The following is a 23,744-nucleotide window of genomic DNA, read 5'->3' on the forward strand; positions in this document are numbered from 1 at the left end:
TGAACTTGACCATCGGGGCCCAGGACGAGTTGTACGGGTTCTCGAAGCATATTGGAAGCCTCTCACAGCTAGGTACATAGACAGCTACCCATTGAGGGCCCCGATAACCTTAGCCGCCGCCACGTCAGCAGCCTCGTGCTCCCAAATTCTGATAACCGTCCAACCCTCCTCGCATAGACGGGAGTCAGTATCGGCATCACGAGCTTGGTTCCGTTGAATCTTCGCGCGCCACCATTCGGACCGCTTCGTCGCAGGCCTGTAATGCTCGGGGCAGCCATGCCAGTAACAGCCGTCGACGAAGACAGCGACGCGCGCCTTAAAAAATACGAGGTCAGCCGTGCGTCGAAGATCAGGCAGTGGTCGAGCGTTGACACGATAGCGGAACCCCTGGCGATGGAGGACCGACCGGAGAAGCCGTTCCGGCTTGGTGTCACGGCTCTTGTTAGCTGTCATGACGGCGCGAACGGCCGTCGATGACGCTTTCGAGTCGACAGGCAATACCTCGTCCCGGATGAGCCCGGCAGCACGAGCCATCGTCCATGCCTGCTTGAGATTCGCCGCCCGGGTTGTGCAGTCGACCTCTCCAACGTATCGCTCACGGGTGCGGCCTTGCTCGGACCATCTAAGGTACGCCCGGATGCGTCGGGTTCGCCGATACACACGCAAAGCAATTGAGCCAGTAGCCCGTTTATCATCACCCAGGACGACGACCCGGCGGTGACGACCTCCAGCCGCACGATCTTGTTCGGCGGAGCGGAGGGCCCGAGACGTGCCCGGGCGCGGCTTCCAGGACCGTTCCGGCGGGAGTCGATCACTCCAACCATGCTGGCCGCTGGTCGGGTCCTTCACGCCAGTCCCTCAGCATCGTCCAGCGCAGCCCGGACGGCCTTAGCGAAAACCTCACCGAGCCTGACCGGGACCGCGTTGCCGAGTTGGCGCATCTTCTCACCACGCGGCCCAGCGAGGGACCAGTCATCAGGGAAAGTCATCACTCGAGCGGTCTCACGGACGGTCATGTATCGGTAGCCGCTGCCGTCGAAGTTTGGATCATCGTGCCGCATCACGGATTCACCACCAGGCACACCGTGAACTCCTGCCTTAACGGTCTTGGCTGGACGGTCTAGCTCATTGGCGGTGTGTCCGGTGTAGACACGGGCACCGGGCCAACCCACGTGATCAGGAACGTCGCCAACAGTAAGGCGGCCATGGACAGCCTCGAGCGGAACGTCAGGCAGGCGCTTTCCCTCGTTATCATCAATGCCGGCGATTGCGTCCCGTAGTGTACGCCATGGCTTAGTACCATCATCAAGGTCGAGGTTAAGCGGCACAGGAGGGAGGTTGGCCATAACGCTTTCTCGTACACCGTCAATTCCTGGAACATCGTCATGACGCTTCCAGTATGTCCCGTCGTACATCGATCGTCTAAGCGCCTCTAGTGAAAACTCCTCCTTCGGACGATGCCGCTCCCAGTTCACGCCAAGGTCTGAACGGAAGGCAACGATGATGACCCGCTGACGAATCTGAGGCACACCGTAGTTCGCTGCGTTCACTGGTATGGGATCAACTACATACCGTTCAGACGGATCACTGAAGCTTTTACGGCTGGCCGCCTGAAGTACCGCGTCGTGTTCCTCCCAGGTCGCGCCCGGAGCCCTTTGAATAAACGGCATCTCCATCTCACGGATGATGTAGTTGAAGTAGGGCTCGAACGAAGGCCGGAGCAAGCCGCGCACATTCTCGCAAATTACGGCCTTGGGCCGCATCTCGCGGACAGCCCGGAACATCTCCGGGAACATGTTTCGCTCGTCCCCCGTGCCCTTGTGGGCACCGCCCAGACTGAAAGGCTGGCACGGCGGGCCGCCTGCGAGTACATCAACCTCGGCATCTCTCAAAAACTCAAAGGAAGGGATATTTCGAATGTCTCCCGGAACCAGGGGCCAGTCGGCAGCCCTACGCCCAGGGCACCCCCCACCCATGTCAGGCATGGACATGTCTTCAGGGTCACGCAGCGTCGCCCCGTTCGCGACCAGCGTCTCCACAGCTCGCTTGGCGAACTCGTTGACCAGGAGCGGCCGAAAGCCCGCGTTGTGGACGCTCATCGCCAAACCGCCGCCACCGGCAAAGAGCTCCACCGAAGTCCGCTGTGTAGGCTTTCGTTTCACCTGCTCAAACATGCCCAAAGCATACCGCGGAGCGGTTGATCGGGCACCGAAACGGTAGAGGCTTGCCCCGGTGACAGTGCGGGGTGGTGCCGTCCAGTCCTGGTTTTGGGAGGTCTGAGGCTTGGTCCCACGCCTCGGTCACGGTTGCATCCGAAGCCTCTATACCGGTTGGGTGAACGGACCCAAGTGAGGCAGCCTACCCCGACCTGAGCCGCAGAGTCTCGGAAAGCTTTCGCTCAGCTCTCGGCCGTGGGTACCACGGACCCGCCCCTGTGGCTCGGGAACAGGCTCGCTGGCACGCAGCTCGCAGCCGGCGCAGGTGGAGGTGTCCAAACTCAGTGCCCTACACACCCACCCCAGACGCCAAACTGAGAGCTACGCCACCGACCTAGCCGATCTTCCCACTATGGTAGTTCGCGCACGACTTCTTCACGGAGTCGACGGCGCGGTCTACGGGGAGGTGGCCACGCCGGGCACCGAAGCCTGGGACGCTGGAGGGGGCCCCATGAAGATCACTCCATCCTCGCGCGTACTGCGCATGCTCGGAGAGATCGAGTTCGACGAGTGGCAGTGCATCGCCGAACTGGTCGATAACGCCTTCGATGACTTCACTGAGGTCTACGACTCAGGTCGGCCCTGGGTGGGGGGCTTCCGGGTCACAGTCCAGTTGCCTCGGGCAGTCGGGGACGACCTGGTGGTCGCTGACACTGGCCGCGGTATGACGTATGAGCAGCTCGAGAGCTCCGTCCGCGCTGGCTGGAGCGGCAACAACATGCATGACAAGCTGGGTCTCTTCGGCATGGGCTTCAACGTGTCCACAGCCCGGCTGGGGCGTCGAACCAGAGTGCTAACGACGCGTCAGGGAGATGCCGAATGGATCGGTGTCGAGATCGACCTCGACCGGATCAAGGACGACTACGAGGCCGAAGACATCACCGAGCCGAAGAGCGATCCCAACGAGCACGGCACCCGCATCATCATCAGCGGCCTGCGCCCGATGCGCGCCGACTGGCTGCGCCGTAACGGCGCTTCCCTGCGGACCACTCTCGGCGGCGTCTACTCGTGGCTGCTGGAGAACCGACCATTTGAGCTATGGGTCGGGGGGCAGAAGGTCAAGCCAGTGCGGCACTGCCGCTGGGGCGACGACCGATTCGCGCTCTACAACGGCAAGGAGCCCATCCCCGCGTACATCCCCATCAAGGAGGAGCTAGAGGCCGCCCTAGTCTGCTTTGACTGCGGTCAGTGGCAGGGTACGGACCAGACGGAGTGCGAGAACTGCGGTGGGAAACGGCTGAAGGCCCGCGCGCGTGTCATCCACGGCTGGCTTGGGATCCAGAGGTACCTCGACAAGCGAGAGTACGGCATCGACTTTCTGCGCAATGGTCGCAAGATCCTGCGCTGGGACAAGCAGCTGTTCACCTGGCGCAATCCTGACGGGGGTGCCGGCAACGAGGAGCCGGAGTATCCGGTTGAGCTCGCCCACCAGGGCGGCCGCATCATTGGTGAAATCCATCTGGACCACGTCCCCGTCACCTATCAGAAGGATGCCTTCGAATACGCGGATCGCAGCTGGCGCGCGGCGGTCGAGTTGCTGCGCGGCCGAGGTCCGTTGCAGCCCCAGCGTGCCAAAGCCCTGGGCTACGAGGAGAACACCAGTCCTCTCGGCCTGCTGTTCAAGGGCTACCGGCGCAACGACGCCGGCGAGCGTTATCTGATTCCGGGCGATGGCCGGCGGCCGATCCACGAGGATACCCGCCGCTGGGGCCAGGAGTTCCAAAGGGGTAACCCTGACTACCAGACGGACGAGCGGTGGTGGCAGGCCGTTCAAGACCACGAGGCTGCGAAGCGTCGCGGCAAGGTCGATAAAGCATCCGCGAGCACGCCAGACAAGCCGGACGAAGTAACGGTCCTCGATGCCCTCGGCGCTACCGATGCCGGTGCAGGTACTAGCTCTGGTGCCACGGCCAACGAAACAGAAGCTAATCAAAGCGATGATGCACAGACCAAGCAGGAGACACCCAAGGCAGCGGGGAAGTCTAAAGAAACCCGACAGGAGCGCATCGAACGCTACCTGACGAACTCCACGGTCTACCCTGAGCTGTCCCGCGACTTCGGCCACCCGCGCGTCGGCTTCATAACTGTCGAGGCTCGCCGCCTGGAGACTGGGGACCTCGCAGACGACCAGGGCAACCGCACACCCGTGCTCATGGATCAGAAGCGCGGCAACGACTTCGTCGCCTTCCTTGACTTTGGTCATGACGTCTTCCGCCGTTTCGGCACCGATCCTGCCGACCTGCTCCTCGTGGAGACGGCGGTGTTGCTCAAGGTTCAGGCCGAAAGTCCCTGGACTCACTCGCAACTCGTGGCTGCCCTGAGGGAAAACTCCCTCGCAGCAACCGCCCTTGATCCGCAGATCGTCACCCTGGATGCCCGGGACCTCCTCGCGGAGATCCGCCAGCGGATGGCCTCCGCAATCGATCGGACCGGTGACCCGCAGCGCGCCTTCCAGTACCTCTCACCAGACGAGCTCACGATGACCGAGAACACGCTCGTCGCGAACAATCGGAGCCCCCAAACCGGGGTGCTTGGCGATAATGGCGACTTTCTCCTATACGCACCGCCGCTGTTCCTCGTTCGGCTACTCGAGCAATGGCCGGAGGCGTTCATGGACGGCCATGTATTCAAGGGCCCCTATGGGAGCGTCAGTTCGCCGTCCGCTCAACGACTCAGCCTCGCTCGCACTGCTGGCTACCTGTCCGATATCGCGACACAGGCCAGCTTCGAAGGCCCCGCCCTGCCCGTACAACTGCTTCGTACACGGCTCAGCGCACAGCTCCTACAAGACGAACTAGCCGACGAGGAAGAGGATCAGGCGTGACCGGTGCGTTCCTGTCGTCTGAGGCGTTGCTCGCGGGCGGCCCTTCCGGACTCACCCACTCGATTGAACGCGCCTTGTGGCATCTCGGATTCAACGACGTTCGCGTTATCGATGGTGCCGGGGACTGTGGAGCAGACTTGCTCGCAGTTCGCGACGGCGAGCAGTGGATCTTCCAGTGTAAATGGAAGGCGCAAGGCACGGTCGATCGCGCCGGCGTAGACGACTTGGAACGAGCGCGCACCCGGTATCGCGCCGACAAGTCAGTCCTCGTCACTAACACCGGGTTGAACAAGCCAGCTGAAGAACGTCGTCATGCGCTCTCGACTGTCGGCATCTCCACGATGGTGTGGCATGGCGCCACTCTGGCGGAGATCGGGGCACGTATGCCCGAATACGTGCCCAACCAGTACGAGATGCGTCCGTACCAGACGCAGGCCGCCGACGCCATCGTGAAGGACCTGCGGGCGCGTGGCAGCGCACTGCTCGTACTCGCTACCGGGCTCGGCAAGACAGTGGTCGGTGGGGAGGTGATCCGCCGAAAACTTATCGAGCAGCCCGCCGCGAAAATCCTCGTAGTCGCGCACATGAAGGACCTCGTCCAGCAACTGGAGCGCGCCATGTGGCGTCACGTCGGTAAGGCGGTGCCCACCCGACTACTTACAGGCGACACCAAACCGCCAGCACTCGACGGCGTGCTCGTCGGAACCGTCGAATCCGTACTCGGAGCGGTACGTGCAGGTTACCGACCTGACTTCATCATGATCGACGAAACCCATCACGTAGCAGAGACCGGCAGGTTCGCGGAACTCCTTGATCTGTGCGGAGATGTGGACCAGCTCGGCGTGACCGCGACACCCTGGCGCGGCGACAAATTCGATATCACCGCCCGGTTTGGATACCCCAGCTTCACGATGGGCATCGCGGAAGGCATGGCGGCCGGCTTCCTGTCAGCTGTCGACTACCGGATCTACGTCGACAACATCGACTGGCGCGTCGTCAAGGACGCGAGCGTCCACGGCTACTCCGTTAAGGACTTGAACAGGAGCCTATTCCTACCTCAGCGTGACGAGGAGATTGTCGAGCACTTTCGTGAGGCATGGCGCGCCACGCCTAACCCTCGAGCCATTCTATTTTGCCAGACGATCGAACACGCAGAGCACGTAGCCAGGCTCCTCGCGACGTCCGATACTGCTTGGGCTAATGCCGCGTTCCTTCACAGCGATCTTCCCCCCCAGCGTCGACAAGTCCTGCTCAACGAGTTTCGCCTCGGTCGCGTTCCAGCAATCACCTGCGTCGACGTCTTCAACGAAGGCGTCGACGTCCCCGACGTCAACCTGATCGCCTTCCTACGAGTCACACATAGCCGGCGAATCTTTGTCCAACAGTTGGGCCGTGGACTCCGTCTAAGTGACGGTAAGCAAGCCCTGCGGGTGCTGGACTTTGTCACCGACATCCGGCGCGTTGCTGCGACACTCGATCTGAAGCGCTCACTTGAGGCTGAAGAGCCCGAGCACCTCAGGATCCGTCTACCCAACGCGTCACGCATTGAGTTCAGTGACGAGACAGTCGGTTCTCTCATGGATCATTGGATCAGGGATGCCGCTGACCTGGAAACCGCGGCCGACGAAGTCCGTCTTCAGTTCCCGCCAGCAAGAGGCATCCTGTGACTGCTTACGACTTGCCAGCCGACCTCGAGGCCACAGTCGTAGGCCTGCTCTACCAGCGAGCCGCTGAACTCGACTGGCTTCACCTCACTGACATCGAGCGGACCAACTACTACGCGTCCTGGACCGAAGACCCACAGATCGGCGGCAAGCTCCTACTCTTCATCAAGAAGCCCGATGCTGTCAGGGTGTGGATGAAGAACGGGCCGATGAAGGAGTATTCGAGAGCGCTCAATGGAGTCGGGAAGTATGCGCAATTTGTCGATCAGCGCCGGACCGACGTCCAAACGCTTATAACGAAAGCGCTCGGACCCGAGTGGCTGGTGGTCCCGGACACGCAGAAGATCAAACCATTGAGGCTCACTGTACGTCGCAACGACAACGAAGACGACGAAAGACGCTTCTGTTGGGGCCCTTCCCGTGACCTGAAGCACCTCGTGTGGCGCGCAATCAGCGATCAAGTCGAGGGTGATACCACCCCATGGGTCATATGCGTCGTAAGTCCATTTACCCGTCCTGCCGCAAATTCTGAACGCGCCCAGCATCAGCGACTCGCGACAAGGCTCGGGCTTGAGATCATCGACGTCACGCACTGAGGCGGAGAACGCTATGCATGAGGATGGCCAATGGTTCGACGACGTTTGGGCGCGAATCGACGACAAAACGCGCGCTATATACGCCGATCGTGCAGCTGGCCGAACTCTGCGAAACATCGGCGCACAGTACGACCTCTCTGGGGAGCGGGTACGGCAAATAATTCTGGATGCCGACGAGTCGCTCGTAGCGGCGGCTGACAAAAGTCGGCCACGCTGGCGCGAGCGCGTGTCGGAATTGTCTCGCGAGCCGGCCGTGTCCACTATGACGCTGATGGCAGCTTTGGGCATTAAGGAGTCAATCGCGGTCAGTTGCTTCGCAAAGGCCGCCGGCCTCGTGCAGCTTCGTGTTTGGGGTAACGCCGCCGTGCCTGATTGGTGGACAGCAAATTCTGGCACCCTCGACGCCGCTCTCCGCGACATCGCTAACGCGGCACCCCTCCGACAAGTAGAGCTTGAAAGCCTTCCGGCTGTTGAGAAGCTTCCTCAGGGTCTGCCACTGACAAACTTGCTTTCCCACAGCCGCAGTCCGCTGATCCAAAGCTTGGACGGCAATTGGCTACGTCGTGCCGCGCGCGGGCGTGACGCAGCCTACCTATGGTTGGCGGAACGCGGCACGCCGTGTCGGGCGGAGGAACTTTGTGAGGTGATGGGAGGAGCAAAACCGCACGCAATCCGTGAGGCTTTGCGCCGGGACGATCGCTTCGCTCAGATTCGCCCTGAAGGCACCTGGGTCCTCGTGGGTTGGTCGCACCCCGGGGTCAATCCGTATTCGAGCGCGGAAGAGGCCATGATCGCCGTGCTAGAACAGGAAGGCGGAATGGCCAAAGAGAGACTGTTCAGTCGTGTTACCGAGCGATATCCGGTCACCCCGTGGCGTTTGCAGCAATGCCTTCTGAGCGACCGCATAGGCATGACCGCCGAGGGTCTCATCGATCTCATCTCACGTGGCGCCCAGCCAATCGAGGAGCGTGAGCCGGCCCAACCGGCCAATATGGCGGTCGACCCAGCCGGCAATGTCTACGGGATCCGCCTGACGGTCGACTACGACGTGATCCGGGGCAGTGGAATCCTCGTAAACACCTGGCTAACCTGGAAGCTAGGTCTCCGTAGTGCGCGGATGTCAAAAACTTTCGCAGTATTGGGTAGCAAGGATGACGTAGTAACTGTCCGCCGCGGAACTAGCGGCGCTCAAATCTCCAGTCTCCGTCATCACGCTCAAGACCTGGGAACAGTCATCGGATGTCAGCTTGCGGTCTTGCTCCGCGTAGATGATTACACTGCACGGATCGTGCATGCATGTACAGAGGGAAACTGTCCGGTTGAGGAAGCGCCGGAAGCTGCACATTGATCAGCGCGTACTTCTGCCGTACTTCTAGTTTGAGACGTTATCCTCGATGGCAATCGAAACTCGTCTCTTTGCCTGCAGGCATCGTGAACCGTCGCCCCCACTGACCTATTCGATGATGCCTCACCCTGGGAGTGACCCACCGAAGTGTGGCTGAAGGAGCAACGGCTAACCACGCCTCCGCTGCGCTTCTACCTACCGTCGCCCCAGTCTGGCAAAGATAGGTTCTAGAGACGCAAGACCATTGATTACATCTGAAACCTGATTTCGAGCAATTAACGGGTCCGGTGGATTACTTACTCGGTTGGCTGACTGATGCGCCACACGCCCTCTCGCTACGCCGAAGGTATTCATGGTCGCCAGCCATGTCGAAAGGGAATCGAAGTCAGACTCCTGGAAGCCAATGGGAAGCAAGAGGCGCAGTAGATTAGCCTCTTTTATCCCGTGATTCTCTTCCTGTGTGAAGGTTCTATGCTTTTTGATCGCCTTTGTGATGATGATATCGATAGCTTCTGCGGGTGGCTGTCTAGCGAGGGACTTCGGTGGAGTGACTTTCTTGTCGTTGTAGAGGAGTAGCGCTGCGATACACGACCCAGCAGATGCAGACTGTCTCCAGCGATCCTCAGCCTTGCGTAGAACTTCGAGGCACATAGCTTCCAGATATGCCTCTATTTCCGCGTGACAGAGCACAATGTAAGCTCGAACCTGGTCATATTCGTCGGACGTATAAGATCCGACAGGACTCGCTGGCGGGAGAAATAGCCTCTCAAGCCGATCGAGCCGACTCTGGAGCTGCTTATACCTCCGAGTAGGCAATCCGCCCCTCCTCAGTCAAGACCGGAACGGGCAACCTCATCTCGATGGCCCTCTCCAACGCCCTGCCCCACGCAATTAGGCGAGTCTCGACAGATTCAAGGCTCTTGGTCGTACTCGTGAGAGCCGCAACGAAACGGGCATTACCGGACAGGTCCTCGAAGGCTCGGCGAACCTCATCGGAGCGCTCAATCATGCGAGCACGAGTAGCGGGGTCGCCCGCGTAAAAGCACATGATGTCAAAGACAGCTCGGTTAAATGGCCGCTCGTACTCTTCGCCATTATGACGCCTGAAGGCTTTATCTCTGAAAATTGCAGAGATTGCCCTGATCGCTTCGGAACACTGCCTCGCCTGCTCCTCGACTTCTTGGCGCTCTCGCTTCCAGCTGCTGTTCATTTTTGAGCATGTCAGGTCAAGCAAATATTTCAGATTTCCCGAGTATGCAGGGAGAAATCGAGCAAAAGCGAAGTAGCGCACGAGCAGTTCAACATCTCGCATGCGAAAGTCAGGACCGTCCTTTCGACCAAAAAGTCTGGCGAAGGTAAGGTCTTCCGTCGTGAACTCATTAACAAAGGCGACAAAATCGCCAGGGTGAAGTGCCTGACGCAACTCCTGCGGACTAAGCGGCACACTTCCCGTGTTGAGTCGGTGGAACACGAGATAGAGGAATTCGTCACCTTGCCAGTGCCTAACAACCATCGTGCGCAAGGTCTGAGTTTCGAATGCCAACTTTTCGTCAGCTGGCATGCTATCGATGTCGTGTCGATTGAGATCGGAGCGAAGCTCCAGTCCCGTTAGTTTGAAATCCCCTTTTGCGAACTGAATGAGAGTTAGCAGCCGCTGCTTTCCATCGAGTACAATATATTTTCCGCGCTTAGACTTCCTCTCCGCCAACACGATCTGAGGTACTGGAAGGCCCACGATAAGCGACTCAATGAACCTGCTCTTCTTCTTCCGGTCCCAGGCATCCCGCCTCTGAAAGATGGGGTCCAACTCGATGTTGGCGCGATCGATCTGTCCGAGCAGGGTTTCCGTCGTCCAGTCGCTCGACACAACGAAGGCGTCAAATGTCGTCGCGGAATGCAGATTCTCGAGGTCATCTTCCGATTCCCCGAAAAGCTCTTCGGCGTCAACATCCGAGCTAGCATCCTCCGGTTCCCTAATCTGACTCACCGCTCCGCATCCTCTGTATGGTTCAGCAACTGGTGTACTCGTCTAGGATCATGCCACCTCCGCACCGGCCCGTCAGGACCCTGTTCAAGTTAGGGTCACTACGAGAGTCCCGAGGCGTGTCTGCCGCCACGCCAGGGACCATGCGGCCTCGAGCAGCAGGAGACCTTCCACCTGGGATCGCCAGGTTCGCCGACGCTTGCAAGTTCTCCGTCCTGGCCTCGGACCTAGAGTCTCGCGGCGCAAGGTTCCTCGCTCAGTTGCCCCCATACTCCGGGTCAGCAGCTGCCCTGGACCAACCGTCGACACATCCACGCATCCACAGGTCCACGCGACCGTGAGCCTCAGCATCGTCTGGCTTCGGTTTGACGCTCCTGCAGTACTGCTGCATGTCCTGATGCGACGGAACGGAGGCTGGATCTGGCCACTGCTCCGAGTAATCGAGTCCCACTTCGAAGCCAGCACGGTAGGCGGCATGGGGATCATCTGACGTACCACACGCGGCGAGCACAAGTGAGGCTCCGGTCACGGCTATCAGAGCGCATAAGCGCATGTGGCTGCTCCCCTTGTCGTGTGGCATGGGGGTCACAGATCGTTGGATCCGCCCTCACCATGGGCTCCCCACCGAAGCTAGCGTGAAACGTCTAGGCCAGTTGAAAGTCACTGAGGCAGACGTGGGCCGCTCCCTGGTGCTCCCAAGCCGGCTGGCCAGCGTCAGGGCTATGTGGACCATTCGCGGACTGAAACAGACTGCTGGACCCGGGAGGGAGTCCTAACCTGCTGATATACGAAGTACTCATGCGGCCTCCGGAGCCGTATACGCAGCCCGAACCCTGCCCCACGCTGATACCGGGACGGGTCGGCGTACGTCCTGACACGCAGCGCGGCCCCAGAGGCCCCAGAGGCACCGGAGAGGCGGAGCCGCCCTCCCGATTCAGCGGGCAGGCGGTCCCGTACTCGCAACACCAACTGTTGACTACCGGTAGAAAACCGCCACGCCACCGTGGTGCGAGCAGGCGCCCTGATGGTGAGCGGCGTACGAGTACGTACCGTCATTGCACAGGGCCGTCGCGCCACCGCCCGCGGAGCTGGAGCCACCCGACGAGCTGGACCCGCCGCTGGACGACGATCCGCCAGACGACGAACTGCCGCCCGTTCCCGACCCCCCGGCAGCGGCGTGCGCGGTGACGGTCACCTTCACCTTGACCCTGACCGTCTTCGTCACCGTCGGGGCGGGCTTCGGCTTCGCGGTCTCCGTCGCCGTGGCTGTCGCGGTGACCGTGGCCGTGGCTGTCGGCCGCGCCTTGTCGCTGGCCACCGTCTTCGTCGCGTTCGGGTTCTGGTCGTCGGCGCCGGCGCTGCCTACTCCGATGATGAACGCGAGGCCCAGGGCGGGCAGTACGAATCGTTTGCGGGCCCACTTGGGTGCGGGACGGGCGGTCGGCGGCCCGGGCGGGGGCTGGTACGGCGGTTGAGGCTGGTAGTAGCTCACGGGACCCCCCTGTTGAAGTACGTGAGGGGTGAAACTACCTACGTCGGCGCGTCGGATGTGAGAGGTCGGTGAAGAAAGTGATGCAGTTGTGATCTCGTAACTTCTGCCTTCGCATCCTGCCGCGACGCTTACTGGGCGCGAGGTGCGTGATGTGGGCGGTCGACTGGATCGAAATCACCGACCGGTGAGGGAGGGCCAGCAGTACCCATAGGCTTCGTCACCGCCTCGATGGCCGTTCCTGATGTGCCGGTAGAGGTTCAATCCAGATTCCGTACTTACGGTCCCTCCGCTCGGTACGGTGCGTATGCCTTGCATACCGGCCGATGGGCCTGGATGCGAGGCCGGCCGAGGAACGCAGCAGTCCGAGGCTGGGTTGGAACGGCGGAGCGATGGGGCTCGAAGACGCATCTGGGGGCGGTATGACGGAGTACCTGGCTGAGGTTGATCCGCGATGGGCTGAGCACTCTGGTGAAGAGGGGCACTACGGTGCGCCGGAATGGGGACCGGAGGACTTGGAGCGCGCCGCGGTGTTCATGGCGGAGATCGCGCCCCAGGCGCGGCTGGTGTTGGAGTATCTGCTGCGCAACCCTGGCCGGAGGATCCACTGCACCGAGCTCGTGGACAAGGCCCTGGGCGGGCCCAACGAGGCCGATCCGGCTCGGCGCGTGGCGGGCGTGCTGTCCGGGATGAGCAAGGGACACGGCAATAGTGGGCGGCGGTTGCCGTTCTACTGGTGGGCGGCCCCCGAGGGGGGTGTCGGCGCGACGTACGCAGTCCGCCCCTCGGTGGCAGGGGTGTTCCTGGCCGCTCGGCTCGGTGAGTGACCGCGTTCACCGCCCTTCGTCTCGGGATCGCCGACCTCGAGCCGCGTGTTCCGGGTCTGACAGCGACGGTGTCCGTCATGGTCTGCGGAGGCACCTAACCGGGGCCTGAGCAGTCCGCCTTGTCTCGACCCGGGTGAGGGAACGCGGTCCCGTCGGCGACTGTCTGTCGTCTGTACGTCGACGGGGCACATGTCTCTTGATTGTCGCGCCGTGGCCGTCAGTCGGGTTGCAAGCGGGCGGCCGGCGCGGTGTGCCCTCCCGCACCGAGCGGCACCCGCACCCCCTCAGCCCCGCCGCCCCGCCCCCTCGATCCGCTCCACGAGCTCGGCCGCCATCGACTTGATCGTCTCCAGCCCCTCCTGACCCCAGGCCCGCGGATCCTGGTCGACGACACAGATCGTGCCCAGGACCATCCCCGTGTGGTCGATCAGCGGAGCGCCCAGGTAGGAGTGGATGCCGATGGCGTCGACCACGTGGTTGCCGGCGAAGCGGGGGAAGTCGCGGACGTCGTCCAGGACCAGGGCCTTGCGGCGGCGGACCACGTGGGGGCAGAAGCCGATGTCGAGGTCGCGGGGCATGACGCGGCCCGGGACCGGCTCCTCCAGGAGCGGGGTCTCCAGTTCTACGGTCGTGTCGGAGGCCGCGCTGTAGAGGCCGGCGAAGTACTGGCGGTTCTCGTCCAGGAAGAAGTTGACGCCCGCGTAGCAGCCGCCGGTGCGCCGGGCCAGTTGGCGTGCGAACTCGTCCAGCTCCGGGTCCGGTCTGTCCTCGATGCCCAGTTCCCGCAGGCGGCGCGAGCGGGCCGCCGCCTCAGGGTCCTGCGGGGGCAGGAGCAGGTGCCGCATGGCGATCCCGGTCTCCGTGCCGGAGGTGGTGTGGGGTGCCCTCGTTGCCATGGGAACTCCTTGAAGTGATCAGATGCTGCACAAGGGAAAGCAGGACCCGGATGCCCGAGCCGGCCAGGCGGGCGTCGCACAGCACCACCGGTACCTCGGGCTTGAGGTCGAGCGCCGCCCGTACCTCTTCCGGCTCGTAGGGGTGTGCCCCGTCGAACTCGTTGACCGCGACGACGAAGGGGATGCCCCGTGACTCGAAGAAGTCGACCGCCGGGAAGCAGTGCTCCAGACGGCGGGTGTCCGCGAGGACGACCGCGCCCAGCGCACCGGCCGACAGCTCGTCCCACAGGAACCAGAAGCGCTCCTGTCCGGGCGTGCCGAACAGGTAGAGCACGTGCTGGGGGCTGAGGGTGATGCGGCCGAAGTCCATGGCGACCGTGGTGGTGGCCTTCTTCTCCACCCCGTCGAGCCGGTCCGTGGCGGCACTGACCTCGGTCAGCAACTCCTCCGTGTTCAGGGGCTCGATCTCACTGACCGCTCCCACGAACGTGGTCTTGCCCACCCCGAAGCCGCCGGCGACCAGGATCTTGATCCCCGTCGGAAGGGAGTCGGCGCCGAGTGCCTCAGAGTCGTTTGAGGAGCCCATCCCGCAAGGCCTCCAATAGATCCAGATCGGGGGCCGCAGTCGGCCCGTGCGTTGCCAGGTTGAAGGGCCGTGCGACGACCGCGTCCCGCTCGACCAGGTCGGACAGCAGCACCTTGATCACCGTCGCCGGCATCCGGGTGCGCCCCGCGATCTCAGCCACCGACACCGGCGTCCGGCACAGCTCCAGCACCCGGGCGTGATCCAGTCCCAGGGTGCCGCGGAGCGTGACACCGGTGGCCACGACCATGGTCATCAGGTCGAAGTGGCAGGTGGGCCGGGTGCGTCCCTCGCTGACGGTGTACGGCCGGACCATCCGGCCGAGGACGTCGTCCAGCAGCGGCCGGTGGGCTCCACCCGGGTCGTCCGGCATCCGTCACTGCCCCACCGACTGGCGCGGAGCGGCCCCCAGGTGGCGGCGGACGCCCTTGACCATCATGGTCATCTCGTAGCCCAGTACGGCCACGTCCGCCTCGTGCCCGGCGAGCACCGCCAGCAGGGCGCCCTGCCCGGCGGCGGAGACGAAGAGCAGCGAGTTGCTGAGTTCGGTGACGATCTGCCGTACGTCACCGCCGTCGTCGAAACGCTTGCCGGCGCTGCGGGCCAGCGAGTAGAGCCCGCTGGACAGGGCCGCCAGGTGGTCCGCCGCGTCCGTGTCCAGTCCGTCCTGGGCCATCACCAGGCCGTCGGAGGACAACAGCAGTGCGCTGCGCGCGTGCGGCACACGCTGCAGGAGGCCGGTCAACAGCCAGGAAAGGTCTTCGCTCACCACGATCGCGTACAGCTCCTCAATGACGTGTATCTGCTAGACGGCCGGGTTCGGGGCCGCGGCCGTCGGCGCTTGCGCCGGCCGCCCGGCTTCCTCGACGTGCTCGACTTCCTCGACGTGCTCGGCATCCTCTGCGTGCTCGGTTTCCTCGGCCCGGCGGACGCCTGTCCGGAAGGCGGCCATCAGGCCCGGGTCGTGGTCGGCTTCCTCGGCCGGCACCTCCGCGGGAGGTGCGTGGCGCAGTTCGGGGGCGAGGTGCTCCTGGCGGCGGCGCTTGGGCAGGGACGGGCGGTGGGACTCCGGCGCGACGGTGTCGACGGTGTCGAGGTCCGCGGGGGCCGCGGGGTCCGTGTCGGCCGGAGGCTGCGTGCCGCGGGACCGTACGGCGACCGCGACCGTCTCCCGTACCCGCTCCGCCGCGCCCGCGGCGTCGGCCGCGCGGTCGTGGGCGGGTGGGGGCGTCGGGCCGTTCGGGGCCGGGGTGCCGGTGCCCGGCGGCTGCCGGCGTGTCTCCGTCGTGTCCTCCGGGCCGCCCAGCAGGGCGTACGGCAGTACGACGACCGCCTGGGTGCCGCCGTAGACGTTGTTCTGCAGGCGTACGGCGATGCCGTGCCGGCGGGCGAGTGCGGAGACCACGTAGAGGCCGATGCGGCCGTCCGTGAGCAGTTCGTCCAGGGTCACCGCGTCGGGCGAGTCGAGCAGGGAGTTCATCCGGTTGCGCTCGGCGGAGTCCATGCCCAGGCCGCGGTCCTCGACCTCGATCGCCAGCCCGGCGGTGACGTGCTCGGCTCGCAGCAGGACCTGGGTGTGGGGCGGGGAGAACACCGTGGCGTTCTCGACCAGTTCGGCCAGCAGGTGGACCACGTCGACCACGGCGTGCCCACGCACCGTCCCCTCCACCGGGGGGACCATCTTGACCCGCGCGTACTGCTCGATCTCGGCGGCCGCGGAACGCATCACGTCGGCCATGCTGACCGGCTGGGTCCACAGGCGGTGCGAGACGGCCCCGCCGAGCACGGCCAGGTTCTCGGCGTAGCGGCGGATGCGGGTGGCCAGGTGGTCCACCCGGAACAGGCCCTTCAGCAGGGCCGGGTCCTCGACCTCGTTCTCCAGGTCGTCCAGCAGCCCGATCTCGCGGTGCACCAGGGACTCGAGCCGCCGGGCCATGTTGGCGAAGACCTCGAAGTGCTCGCCGCCGTGCGGCCCCGCGGCCGTTTCCCGCGCGCTCGCCTGCGCGGCGCGCGGGCCGAACGCTGCTCCTTCGAGCCCGTCCAGCACCTCGCCTGCCCCGACCAGCGCCTCCGCCGCCCCGTCCAGCGCGTCCGCCACCCGGCCCGGCACCGGGCCGCCCTCGTGTCGCTGCCGCTCCAGCAGCTCCTGGGTGCGCGCCAGTTCCGTGCGCAGCCACGCCAGTTCGGCCTGCCCGCGGGCGGCGAAACCGCTCACCTCGGTGTAACGGCGTTCCATGGTGCGGGCCTTCGCGGCAGCGGAGAGCCCGGCGCCGAGGAGGACCGCGCACACGATCACCAGCGCGCCCGTGAGCAGACCCCAGAAGGCGGCCCTGTCGACGTGGGCCACGCCCGCGGTGGCGAGGAGGGCGACGGCGACGGCTCCGGTGGCGGCGACCAGCCCGGCGGGCAGCATCGCGAGCAGCACCAGGTGGCGTGCGAACGTCTTGCCGTACCCGGCACCACGCATGTCCGGGACATGCCATGCCGGAACACCGACGACCGCCTCCTCCTGCGGAGCGGGTGCGGGCAGAGTGAAAGGTTCCTGCATCACGGTCCCTGATCGCATATCGGCCAGCAGGCCGAAAGTGTGCGAGGCACGTTACAGGTAACGGCCCTTCGCGTCACTACTAGTTATCTCGTGGGGTGTGATTTCCGGGACGCGCCGCGGCCGGACGGTCGTCTTCTCCACAACCCGAGCGGGGGCCTACGAGTCCTACTCGCAACGGGGCTAGGAGGCGCACATGGACGAGCGCAGGTCCGTACAAGGCGACGACAGCGGGGGCCGGTTCGGCGCTCCCGTGCCCCGGCTGCGCGCCGGGCTCGCGGCGGCATCGGTCCTGCGGACGCCCCGCTGGGCCAGAGTCAGACTGACTGCCACGGGTTTCCTGCTGTTCGGCGCCGTTGCCGGCTATTTGGGCTGGACCGCCGCCCAGGAAGATCAGACGTTGCAGGATCTCCGGGCGCACGGGCAGAGGACCGAAGCAACCGTGGTCGAGGTCGCCGGCCGGTCGGAGGAGGGCTGGGCGATCGCCTTCACCGTACGCTTCGCCACCCCGTCCGGTGGTGTTCGCGCGGTTGTCGATGTCGGAGACGGCTCGGAAAGCGATGCGAAGCCGGGAGCGCGCATACCCGTTGTCTACGACCCGTCGAATTCTGCCGAGGTCCGTTACGTCGGCCAACTGGACGGACACGAGACCGACGGCATTCGACAGGGTTCTGGAGTGTCCGGACTGCTCGCAGCGGGCTTCCTGGTGGGGACCGTCGTCGAGGTGAGACGCGCAAGGCAGCGGACGGAGGAGGGCGAGGGCGAGAGGCCGGACACCGGACACCCCGGCGTCTGAAGCGACGGGAGGTCCCTCGGGAGCACGCGTCCAAGTGTCAGCCGAACTCAGCCAGTTCCCGCAGCGCCCGGTCGCCGGGATGTGCAGCGGCGAGTCGATGGCCGGCGTCAGCGGCCCAGGCGGGTGCGGATTCGGCCAGGGCGTTGCTGAACAGGGCGAGTTGCACGCCGAGGTCGAAGCCGGGCCGGTCGCTTGCCGTGAGCCGGGTCATGCCTCGGTCCACGGCTGCGGAGAGGTCGCCCCGGCACGCCGAGACGATCTCCGGGTACGGCAAGTCGTTCGCCCGGCGGTCGAGTTGGACCCGGTCCGCGATGCGGATCAGCGACCGGGCCGCCTCCATGCGCTCGGCCGCGATGCCGCGTCGGTCGACATGTCGCGGCTGCGGCCCACCGCCTCGGCCAGGTGCGCGAACGTGTCGTCCTGGCTGTTGAAGCGGTCGTACGGTGTCGCCGCTCATGACGCCCCCTCGGAGCGGGGCTCCGACGGCACCGGTGTCCCGGCCGCCAGCGCGAGCAGCTCGTCCACCGGCCACTGGTCGTAGGCGTGTTCGCCGTACTTGGCGGCGAGGACGCGGCCGTCGGGTGCGATCAGGAAGTCGGCGGGGAGGCCGAGGCGGCCGCCGGGCTGCCTGCGGGACGGTGGGCGTTCGCGTCCGCGGAGGATGGCCCAGGTGCTGCGCAGGACGGCGCGGGCGATCGGTGCCCAGGCGCGCGGGTGCAGGAGCGAGCGCGGTGACGACTCCACCCCGAACTCCGCGTACAGGCGCTTGACGGGGTCGGCGATGACGGCGAAGGGGAGGTCGGTCGCGTACTCCCGCAGCTCTGCGGCGGGCGAGTGGAAGACCACCACCTCCTGGATCCCGGCTCGGGTGATCTCGGCGTGCCGTTGCACCACCGACCGCAGGTGCAGGTTGCAGATCGGGCAGCCGGCGAACCGCCGGAACTGGAGGTGGGTCAGGCGGCTTCCGTCCGGTACGGCGATCCGGGTGCCCGAGACGGCCGTGAGGTCACGGGCGCCGATGACGGCGCCGGGTTCGAGGGTTTCTGTCCGGGTGCGGCTCCGTGGTGTTCGCATGACGTTCTCACGCTCTCCCCGTTGTAGGCGTACACCTTACGCTTACCAGCGTAGGCGTATGCCGTACGCTGTCAACCGCCATGCCGCGTCCCCGTTCACTCACCCCCGATCAGCTCGTCTCGGCCGCCCTCGCCGTCCTGGACCGCGAAGGTGCCGCCGGACTGTCGATGCGTACGGTCGCCAAGGAACTGCGCATGAGCACGATGGGGCTCTACCGCTACGTCGCCGACCGCGAGGAACTCGAACGGCTGGTCGTCGAGTCGGTGCTCGGAAGGGTCGACACCGAGCCGCCGCCCCCCGACGCTCGGTGGGAGGAGCGGATCGAGGTGCTGGTGCGGCGGCTGCGTGACACCGTCGGCGGCCATCCCGCCGTCGTGCCGCTGACGATCACCCACCGGCACCGGTCCCGTGCCGGGCTGCGCTGGTCCGAGGCCGTGCTCGCCGTTCTCACCGAGGCAGGCTTCGACGGCGCGCGACGCGTCGTCGCGCTGCGGGCCCTGCTGAGCTACGTCATCGGGGCCATGCAGCTGGAGCACCTGGGGCCCCTGTCGGACGAGGGTACGGTCGCCATCTCCGCGCTGCCGGTGGACGAGTTTCCGCTGCTGGCCGAGACCGCGCACCGCGCGAAGGGCGTGGGGGCGGAGGAGGAGTTCTTCGGTGGGCTCGCCGCGCTGATGGGGGGGCTGCGCACAGACCCGGTGCTGTGATCCCCCTGTCATCCACCTCCCACGCGGCTGCCGGATGTCACATTCCGCGCCGTCAGCCGCCTCCCACAGGGCGGGTGGGGACGGCTGAGCCGCGCCGCCGTGTCAGCCGGTCGGGTCGGCGTGGGCGCGTCCCGCCGTCCCGTCGCGCGCTCGGCGTGCACTCTGAACCCGGGCGGGCGATCAGCAGGCCGGGGTCGGTCCCGGCGGCGGTGCGGGGGGCTGCCCGGGCGGCGCTAGCGAACGGCGGGAAGGCATTCGTGCGACGGCGGCGAGACGGAGCATGTCGGGCCGGGGGGCGGCCGGGTGACGAAGGAGCGGCCGCCCGGACCCTGTTCGTGCTCCTGGCCACCGAGAACCTCCTGATCAACTACACCTCGACCGCGATGAACGTGGCCCTGTCGGCGCTCGTCGGCGATCTGCGCACCACGCTGACCGGGGTGCAGTCGGTGATCTCGCTGTACGCCCTGGTGGTCGCCGCGTTCCTGATCACCGGGAGCAAGGTCGGTGCCCGGTACGGGTACCGGCGGGTCTTCGTCCTCGGTGGCGGGGTCTTCGCCCTCGGGGCGCTGGTCACCGCCTTCGGCCCGCGCCTGCCGTTCACGCTGCTCGGCTGGTCCCTGCTCCAGGGGCTCGGCGTGGCGCTGATGCTGCCCGCGCTGGTGGCGATGCTCACCGCCGCCTTCACCGGGGCCGACCGCACCAGGGCCCTGTCCACGCTGGCCATGACCTCCGGGATCGGGGCGGCGGCCGGTCCTGTGGTCGGCGGTCTCATCACCGGCTACCTGAGCTGGCGGGTGTCGTTCCTCCTGGGAGCCGGGGTCACCCTCGTCGTGGCAGGGCTGGTCCGGCGTACGGCCGATGCGGGGCCCGTCGCGGTGCGCCCCGACGGCCGGCGCTTCGACGTCCTCGGGGTGGTGCTGTCCACCTCCGGACTGGCCCTGGTCGTCGTCGCGACCCTGTTCGCCGGGCGGTACGGCCTGCTCAGGGCCCGGCAGGACTTCACGGTGTTCGGCCACACGCTGCTGGAGCGGGGCGGGCTGTCACCCGTCGCCCTCCTGTCGGGGGTGGGGCTGGTGGTCCTGGCCGCCTTCGCCTGGTGGGAACGGCATCTCGTCAGGGGCGGCGGGGATCCGCTGGTGCGGGTGTCCGTGCTGCGCAACCGCACCGTCCGGACCGGGACGTCGACCCAGCTGATGCAGGTGCTGGTGCCCAACGGGGCGCTGTTCCTGGTCCCGGTCTTCCTGCAGACGACCCTCGGCTTCGACGCGCTGCGCTGCGGCATCGTCCTGCTGCCGACCGCGGTGGGGCTGCTGGTCGCCGCCGCGCCGACCGCCCGGCGGGTCGGGCGGGGGCGGATGAGCCACCGGGCCGCCGCCATGGGGTCGTTCGCCTTCATGGCCGCCGGCTGTGCCGCGATCGCCGTCCTCTTCAGCCCGCGGGCGCAGGGGCTCACGGCCGTGGGCCTGGCGCTCGCGCCGGGCGTCCTCCTCGTCGGGCTCGGCCGGGGCATGGCCACGACGATCACCGACCTCATCCAGTCGGCGCCTCCGCCGGAGGAGGTGAGCGACGTGACCGGGCTGTCGCGCACGGGGAGCTATCTGGGTGGCGCGTTCGGCGTCGCGCTCGCCGGTGCCCTGCTGACCCCCGCGCTGCTGTACGCGTTCGAGGCCGGGGTCGGGGACAGCGGCGTGCTGTCCTCCGCACAGAAGCAGCAGGCGACGCGGACGCTGGAGCAGCAGGTTCAGATCACCGCCGCGTCCGACGACGTGCTGCGGGCGAAGGTGACGACGCGGGGCTTCACGGGGGCGGCGGCCGACGAGCTCGTACGGATCAACGCGCAGGCCAGGGAGCAGGCGCTGACCGTGTCGGTCACCGGCATGGCGGTGCTGGCCTTCGCCGGCCGGCTGGTGGCGCGGCGCATTCCACCGTCCCCTCAGCTGGACCGCGGCAGCGGCGTCCCCTCTGCGCCGGGCCGGGACTCGTAGTGCAGGGTGTGGAAGCGGCCGGTCTCCTCGCGGCCGGCGGGATCGAGGCCCAGGGCCCGGACCGCCGTGATCGCGTACTGCCGTTCCCGCTCGTCGGTGAAGCGGCGCTGCGGGTAGGTGCGCGAGGTGTCGACGGTGGTGTGCAGGCCGTGCGCGGCCAGTGCCCGTACGACGGGCTGGAAGGACACCGTGCGCAGGACGAACGCGCTGAGCCATACGGGTCGTTCGGCGCCGTCCAGCAGCGCGGTGAAGGTGCGGGCGGTGATGTAGCTGCCGCCGCCCGTCAGCGTGATGAGGCCGACCTCGGCGAGTGCGCGGGTCAGCGCGGGGCCGGGTGGGCCCTGTTCCAGGTCGTCGGTGAAGCCCGCCTCCAGGAGCCCGACCTCGACCGCGTAGCGCACGGCGGGTGCCGCGACGTCCAGGCCGAGGACGGGCACCGCGTCCGGGAGGCGTCGTTCGGCGTAGAACTCCTTGTCGCGGGCCGCGAGTTCCGCCGTCGGCATCGACCGGCGGGCGGGTGAGGTGTACCGGTCGTACATCTCCGCGAGCGTGACGTCGTGGTTGAGCAGCGCGGCGTTGATGCCGTACGAGCAGCACAGGTCCAGTACCGCGGGCGGGCGGGGCCGGCCGTCGTCGAGCGCGGACCGTTCGGCCGCGGCCCGCCGGAAGAGGGGCTGGGCGTGGTGCGGGATCTCGTACTCCAGCGGGGCCAGCCGCCGGAAGTAGGCGCGGGGGTCCGGCCGGCCGTAGATGTCCTCGAACCGCGCCTTGCCGCCCGCGCCCGTCCCGCCCGCCTCGCCCGCCTCGCCCTGGGCGCCGCCGCTGCCCGGACCGACCATGCGGTACTCCTCCTCGCGGACTCGCGGAACGCGTCTGGCACTGGTACCGGCATCATGTCCCGCCCTCTGGGCCCCGGGACGTCCGCCACTCAGGGGGTCGCGCAGGTGCACTCGGATGGTGTCCCGGCGAGAGGCGCCAGGTGGGGCCGGACTTGCCGGATCGGCAAATGCGCTCGTCCTCGATGCGGTGTCTTCCGGAGGATCGGTGTCGAGCCGACGGACCTGGAGGAGACGCATGTCGTTGTCGCAGCACGTCCCGGAGATCACGCACCGGCTGGTTCCCTCGCCGGCCGGCCGGATCCACCTCGTGGAGCAGGGGGCCGGTCCGCTGGTGCTGCTCGTGCACGGCTTCCCGGAGTCCTGGTACTCCTGGCGCCACCAGCTGCCGGTGCTGGCGGCGGCGGGATACCGGGCGGTCGCCGTCGACGTCCGGGGCTACGGCCGCTCCTCGAAGCCGGCCGCGACGGAGGCGTACCGGATGGCGGCGCTGGTGGAGGACAACGTCGCGGTGGTGCACGCCCTGGGCGAGGAGTCCGCGGTGGTCGTCGGCCACGACTGGGGCGCGACCATCGCCGCGAACTGCGCGCTGCTGAGGCCGGAGGTGTTCCGGGCGGTGGGGCTGCTGAGCGTTCCCTACACCCCGCGCGGCGGGCCGCGGCCCGGCGAACTCTTCGCCCGGATGGGCGGGGACGAGGAGTTCTACGTCTCGTACTTCCAGGAGCCGGGCCGCGCCGAGGCCGAGATCGAACCCGATGTGCGGGGCTGGCTCGCGGGCTTCTACGCGGCCCTGTCGGGCGACACCATGCCCGGGCCCGGCGCGCCCGATCCGCACTTCGTCGGCAAGGGCGGGACGCTGCGGGACCGGTTCCCCGGCGACCGGCTGCCGGCCTGGCTCGGTGAGCGGGACCTCGACGTCTACGCCGGGGAGTTCGAGCGCACCGGTCTGACCGGGGCGCTGGGCCGCTACCGGAACATGGACCGCGACTGGGAGGACCTCGCCGCCTTCGACGGCGCCCCGATCACCCAGCCGTCCCTGTTCATCGGCGGCGGTCTGGACGCCTCCACGACCTGGCTGGCCGGCGCGATCGAGGCGTACCCGGTCACGCTGCCGGGCCTGGTCTCGTCGCACGTCCTCGACGGCTGCGGCCACTGGATCCAGCAGGAACGGCCCGCCGAGGTGAACCGGCTGCTGACCGACTGGCTCGCGGTGCTGCCCGGCTGACGGGACACGGTGCCAGGGGATACGCCCGGCGGAGACGTGGCGGAGCCCGGGAGTCGTATCCAGCTCCCGGGCCCCTGGGGATGCCACCCAATTGCGCACGCCGGCGGCGTTTAAGAGGACGGATCAGTCATCATGCCGTCGTGTTCTTCCTT

At 66.3% G+C, this 23,744-nt stretch carries 23 protein-coding genes; 10 read left to right on the top strand and 13 right to left on the bottom strand.

Features of this window, described 5'->3' with window-relative positions:
- Positions 1–84: 84 nt before the first annotated feature.
- Together AQJ66_RS38550 and AQJ66_RS26850 are read right to left on the bottom strand one after the other, a co-directional pair.
- Positions 85–534 (bottom strand): very short patch repair endonuclease, encoded by a 450-nt coding sequence (locus AQJ66_RS38550; protein WP_107119058.1) that lies wholly within the window; start codon positions 532–534, stop codon positions 85–87.
- Positions 535–845: 311 nt separating this feature from the next.
- On the bottom strand, positions 846–2,174 hold the full coding sequence (locus AQJ66_RS26850; RefSeq protein ID WP_244162945.1) for a DNA cytosine methyltransferase: 1,329 nt from the start codon (positions 2,172–2,174) through the stop codon (positions 846–848).
- A 493-nt stretch (positions 2,175–2,667) separates the two neighbouring features.
- Here AQJ66_RS26850 and AQJ66_RS26855 point away from each other — a divergent pair, with 493 nt between their 5' ends.
- Genes AQJ66_RS26855 through AQJ66_RS39055 form a run of 4 tightly spaced genes read left to right on the top strand, consistent with a single transcriptional unit; the run spans position 2,668 to position 8,648 of the window.
- Entirely contained in the window at positions 2,668–5,040 is a 2,373-nt protein-coding gene (locus AQJ66_RS26855; RefSeq protein WP_061927205.1) for an ATP-binding protein, read from the top strand.
- Positions 5,037–6,707 carry a DEAD/DEAH box helicase family protein gene (locus AQJ66_RS26860; protein WP_061927207.1) on the top strand — a complete coding sequence of 557 codons (1,671 nt, stop codon included), beginning with the start codon at positions 5,037–5,039 and terminating at the stop codon, positions 6,705–6,707. Before AQJ66_RS26855 ends, AQJ66_RS26860 begins: the two co-directional genes overlap by 4 nt.
- Positions 6,704–7,300: a hypothetical protein gene (locus AQJ66_RS26865; protein WP_061927209.1), complete on the top strand. Its 597-nt coding sequence runs from the start codon at positions 6,704–6,706 to the stop codon at positions 7,298–7,300. The genes AQJ66_RS26860 and AQJ66_RS26865 overlap by 4 nt, the downstream gene beginning before the upstream one ends.
- A 13-nt stretch (positions 7,301–7,313) precedes the next feature.
- The gene (locus tag AQJ66_RS39055; RefSeq protein ID WP_159052646.1) at positions 7,314–8,648 is read left to right on the top strand and encodes an RNA polymerase subunit sigma-70; all 1,335 of its coding nucleotides are present in this window, start codon (positions 7,314–7,316) and stop codon (positions 8,646–8,648) included.
- A 192-nt stretch (positions 8,649–8,840) separates the two neighbouring features.
- On the opposite strand, the gene AQJ66_RS41055 is transcribed toward AQJ66_RS39055, so the two are convergent.
- The 3 genes from AQJ66_RS41055 to AQJ66_RS40335 form a co-directional block, all read right to left on the bottom strand.
- A complete protein-coding gene (locus AQJ66_RS41055; protein WP_425264309.1) occupies positions 8,841–9,461 on the bottom strand; it encodes a HEPN domain-containing protein in 621 nt (206 codons plus the stop codon).
- Positions 9,442–10,632, bottom strand: coding sequence for a DUF262 domain-containing protein (locus AQJ66_RS26870; RefSeq protein ID WP_061927211.1), 1,191 nt, complete (start codon positions 10,630–10,632; stop codon positions 9,442–9,444). The genes AQJ66_RS41055 and AQJ66_RS26870 overlap by 20 nt, the downstream gene beginning before the upstream one ends.
- A gap of 973 nt (positions 10,633–11,605) precedes the next feature.
- Positions 11,606–11,692, bottom strand: a complete 87-nt coding sequence (locus AQJ66_RS40335; protein ID WP_225075656.1) for a DUF3761 domain-containing protein — start codon at positions 11,690–11,692, stop codon at positions 11,606–11,608.
- On the opposite strand from AQJ66_RS40335, the gene AQJ66_RS40340 reads away from it, so the two are divergent.
- Positions 11,685–12,104 carry a hypothetical protein gene (locus AQJ66_RS40340; protein ID WP_061927213.1) on the top strand — a complete coding sequence of 140 codons (420 nt, stop codon included), beginning with the start codon at positions 11,685–11,687 and terminating at the stop codon, positions 12,102–12,104. The two genes, AQJ66_RS40335 and AQJ66_RS40340, sit on opposite strands and share 8 nt — an antisense overlap.
- Before the next feature lie 436 nt (positions 12,105–12,540).
- Positions 12,541–12,945 carry a DUF6416 domain-containing protein gene (locus AQJ66_RS26880; protein WP_244162946.1) on the top strand — a complete coding sequence of 135 codons (405 nt, stop codon included), beginning with the start codon at positions 12,541–12,543 and terminating at the stop codon, positions 12,943–12,945.
- 284 nt (positions 12,946–13,229) lie between these two features.
- Here the strand turns inward: AQJ66_RS26880 and AQJ66_RS26885 are convergent, their stop codons facing one another.
- Genes AQJ66_RS26885 through AQJ66_RS26905 form a run of 5 tightly spaced genes read right to left on the bottom strand, consistent with a single transcriptional unit; the run spans position 13,230 to position 16,972 of the window.
- Positions 13,230–13,790, bottom strand: a complete 561-nt coding sequence (locus AQJ66_RS26885; protein ID WP_061927215.1) for a GAF domain-containing protein — start codon at positions 13,788–13,790, stop codon at positions 13,230–13,232.
- Entirely contained in the window at positions 13,756–14,427 is a 672-nt protein-coding gene (locus AQJ66_RS26890) for a GTP-binding protein (protein ID WP_061927217.1), read from the bottom strand. The genes AQJ66_RS26885 and AQJ66_RS26890 overlap by 35 nt, the downstream gene beginning before the upstream one ends.
- Positions 14,405–14,797, bottom strand: coding sequence for a DUF742 domain-containing protein (locus tag AQJ66_RS26895; RefSeq protein ID WP_061927219.1), 393 nt, complete (start codon positions 14,795–14,797; stop codon positions 14,405–14,407). Before AQJ66_RS26895 ends, AQJ66_RS26890 begins: the two co-directional genes overlap by 23 nt.
- Before the next feature lie 3 nt (positions 14,798–14,800).
- The gene (locus AQJ66_RS26900) at positions 14,801–15,196 is read right to left on the bottom strand and encodes a roadblock/LC7 domain-containing protein (protein WP_079060446.1); all 396 of its coding nucleotides are present in this window, start codon (positions 15,194–15,196) and stop codon (positions 14,801–14,803) included.
- A gap of 33 nt (positions 15,197–15,229) precedes the next feature.
- Complete coding sequence (locus tag AQJ66_RS26905; protein WP_063804092.1) at positions 15,230–16,972, bottom strand: sensor histidine kinase; 1,743 nt, start codon at positions 16,970–16,972, stop codon at positions 15,230–15,232.
- 193 nt (positions 16,973–17,165) lie between these two features.
- On the opposite strand from AQJ66_RS26905, the gene AQJ66_RS26910 reads away from it, so the two are divergent.
- Positions 17,166–17,765 carry a DUF3592 domain-containing protein gene (locus AQJ66_RS26910; protein ID WP_061927223.1) on the top strand — a complete coding sequence of 200 codons (600 nt, stop codon included), beginning with the start codon at positions 17,166–17,168 and terminating at the stop codon, positions 17,763–17,765.
- Positions 17,766–17,802: 37 nt separating this feature from the next.
- On the opposite strand, the gene AQJ66_RS26915 is transcribed toward AQJ66_RS26910, so the two are convergent.
- On the bottom strand, positions 17,803–18,222 hold the full coding sequence (locus tag AQJ66_RS26915; protein ID WP_159052647.1) for a hypothetical protein: 420 nt from the start codon (positions 18,220–18,222) through the stop codon (positions 17,803–17,805).
- Entirely contained in the window at positions 18,219–18,839 is a 621-nt protein-coding gene (locus tag AQJ66_RS26920) for a peroxiredoxin-like family protein (protein WP_061927227.1), read from the bottom strand. Before AQJ66_RS26920 ends, AQJ66_RS26915 begins: the two co-directional genes overlap by 4 nt.
- A gap of 80 nt (positions 18,840–18,919) precedes the next feature.
- Between AQJ66_RS26920 and AQJ66_RS26925 the strand changes: the two genes are divergently transcribed.
- Positions 18,920–19,546, top strand: coding sequence for a TetR/AcrR family transcriptional regulator (locus AQJ66_RS26925; protein ID WP_061927229.1), 627 nt, complete (start codon positions 18,920–18,922; stop codon positions 19,544–19,546).
- A gap of 335 nt (positions 19,547–19,881) precedes the next feature.
- Positions 19,882–21,531: an MFS transporter gene (locus tag AQJ66_RS26930; RefSeq protein WP_061927231.1), complete on the top strand. Its 1,650-nt coding sequence runs from the start codon at positions 19,882–19,884 to the stop codon at positions 21,529–21,531.
- Here the strand turns inward: AQJ66_RS26930 and AQJ66_RS26935 are convergent.
- Complete coding sequence (locus AQJ66_RS26935) at positions 21,480–22,370, bottom strand: hypothetical protein (RefSeq protein WP_244162947.1); 891 nt, start codon at positions 22,368–22,370, stop codon at positions 21,480–21,482. The genes AQJ66_RS26930 and AQJ66_RS26935 overlap by 52 nt on opposite strands.
- A gap of 235 nt (positions 22,371–22,605) precedes the next feature.
- On the opposite strand from AQJ66_RS26935, the gene AQJ66_RS26940 reads away from it, so the two are divergent.
- Positions 22,606–23,592, top strand: coding sequence for an alpha/beta fold hydrolase (locus AQJ66_RS26940; RefSeq protein WP_061927233.1), 987 nt, complete (start codon positions 22,606–22,608; stop codon positions 23,590–23,592).
- Positions 23,593–23,744 lie beyond the last annotated feature (152 nt).

This window comes from Streptomyces bungoensis, assembly GCF_001514215.1.
In the GTDB taxonomy this organism is placed as follows: Bacteria; Actinomycetota; Actinomycetes; order Streptomycetales; family Streptomycetaceae; genus Streptomyces; species Streptomyces bungoensis.

What these genes read in the sequence shown, in the direction of transcription:
- AQJ66_RS26910 (WP_061927223.1), top strand. Translation starts at nt 17,166, where the DNA reads ATGGACGAGCGCAGGTCCGTACAAGGCGACGACAGCGGGGGCCGGTTC.
- AQJ66_RS26925 (WP_061927229.1), top strand. Translation starts at nt 18,920, where the DNA reads ATGCCGCGTCCCCGTTCACTCACCCCCGATCAGCTCGTCTCGGCCGCC.
- AQJ66_RS26915 (WP_159052647.1), bottom strand. Translation starts at nt 18,222, where the DNA reads ATGAGCGGCGACACCGTACGACCGCTTCAACAGCCAGGACGACACGTT.
- AQJ66_RS39055 (WP_159052646.1), top strand. Translation starts at nt 7,314, where the DNA reads ATGCATGAGGATGGCCAATGGTTCGACGACGTTTGGGCGCGAATCGAC.
- AQJ66_RS26905 (WP_063804092.1), bottom strand. Translation starts at nt 16,972, where the DNA reads ATGCAGGAACCTTTCACTCTGCCCGCACCCGCTCCGCAGGAGGAGGCG.
- AQJ66_RS26895 (WP_061927219.1), bottom strand. Translation starts at nt 14,797, where the DNA reads ATGCCGGACGACCCGGGTGGAGCCCACCGGCCGCTGCTGGACGACGTC.
- AQJ66_RS26920 (WP_061927227.1), bottom strand. Translation starts at nt 18,839, where the DNA reads ATGCGAACACCACGGAGCCGCACCCGGACAGAAACCCTCGAACCCGGC.
- AQJ66_RS26855 (WP_061927205.1), top strand. Translation starts at nt 2,668, where the DNA reads ATGAAGATCACTCCATCCTCGCGCGTACTGCGCATGCTCGGAGAGATC.
- AQJ66_RS26880 (WP_244162946.1), top strand. Translation starts at nt 12,541, where the DNA reads ATGACGGAGTACCTGGCTGAGGTTGATCCGCGATGGGCTGAGCACTCT.
- AQJ66_RS26890 (WP_061927217.1), bottom strand. Translation starts at nt 14,427, where the DNA reads ATGGGCTCCTCAAACGACTCTGAGGCACTCGGCGCCGACTCCCTTCCG.
- AQJ66_RS26940 (WP_061927233.1), top strand. Translation starts at nt 22,606, where the DNA reads ATGTCGTTGTCGCAGCACGTCCCGGAGATCACGCACCGGCTGGTTCCC.
- AQJ66_RS26885 (WP_061927215.1), bottom strand. Translation starts at nt 13,790, where the DNA reads ATGCGGCACCTGCTCCTGCCCCCGCAGGACCCTGAGGCGGCGGCCCGC.
- AQJ66_RS38550 (WP_107119058.1), bottom strand. Translation starts at nt 534, where the DNA reads ATGGCTCGTGCTGCCGGGCTCATCCGGGACGAGGTATTGCCTGTCGAC.
- AQJ66_RS26850 (WP_244162945.1), bottom strand. Translation starts at nt 2,174, where the DNA reads ATGTTTGAGCAGGTGAAACGAAAGCCTACACAGCGGACTTCGGTGGAG.
- AQJ66_RS26935 (WP_244162947.1), bottom strand. Translation starts at nt 22,370, where the DNA reads ATGGTCGGTCCGGGCAGCGGCGGCGCCCAGGGCGAGGCGGGCGAGGCG.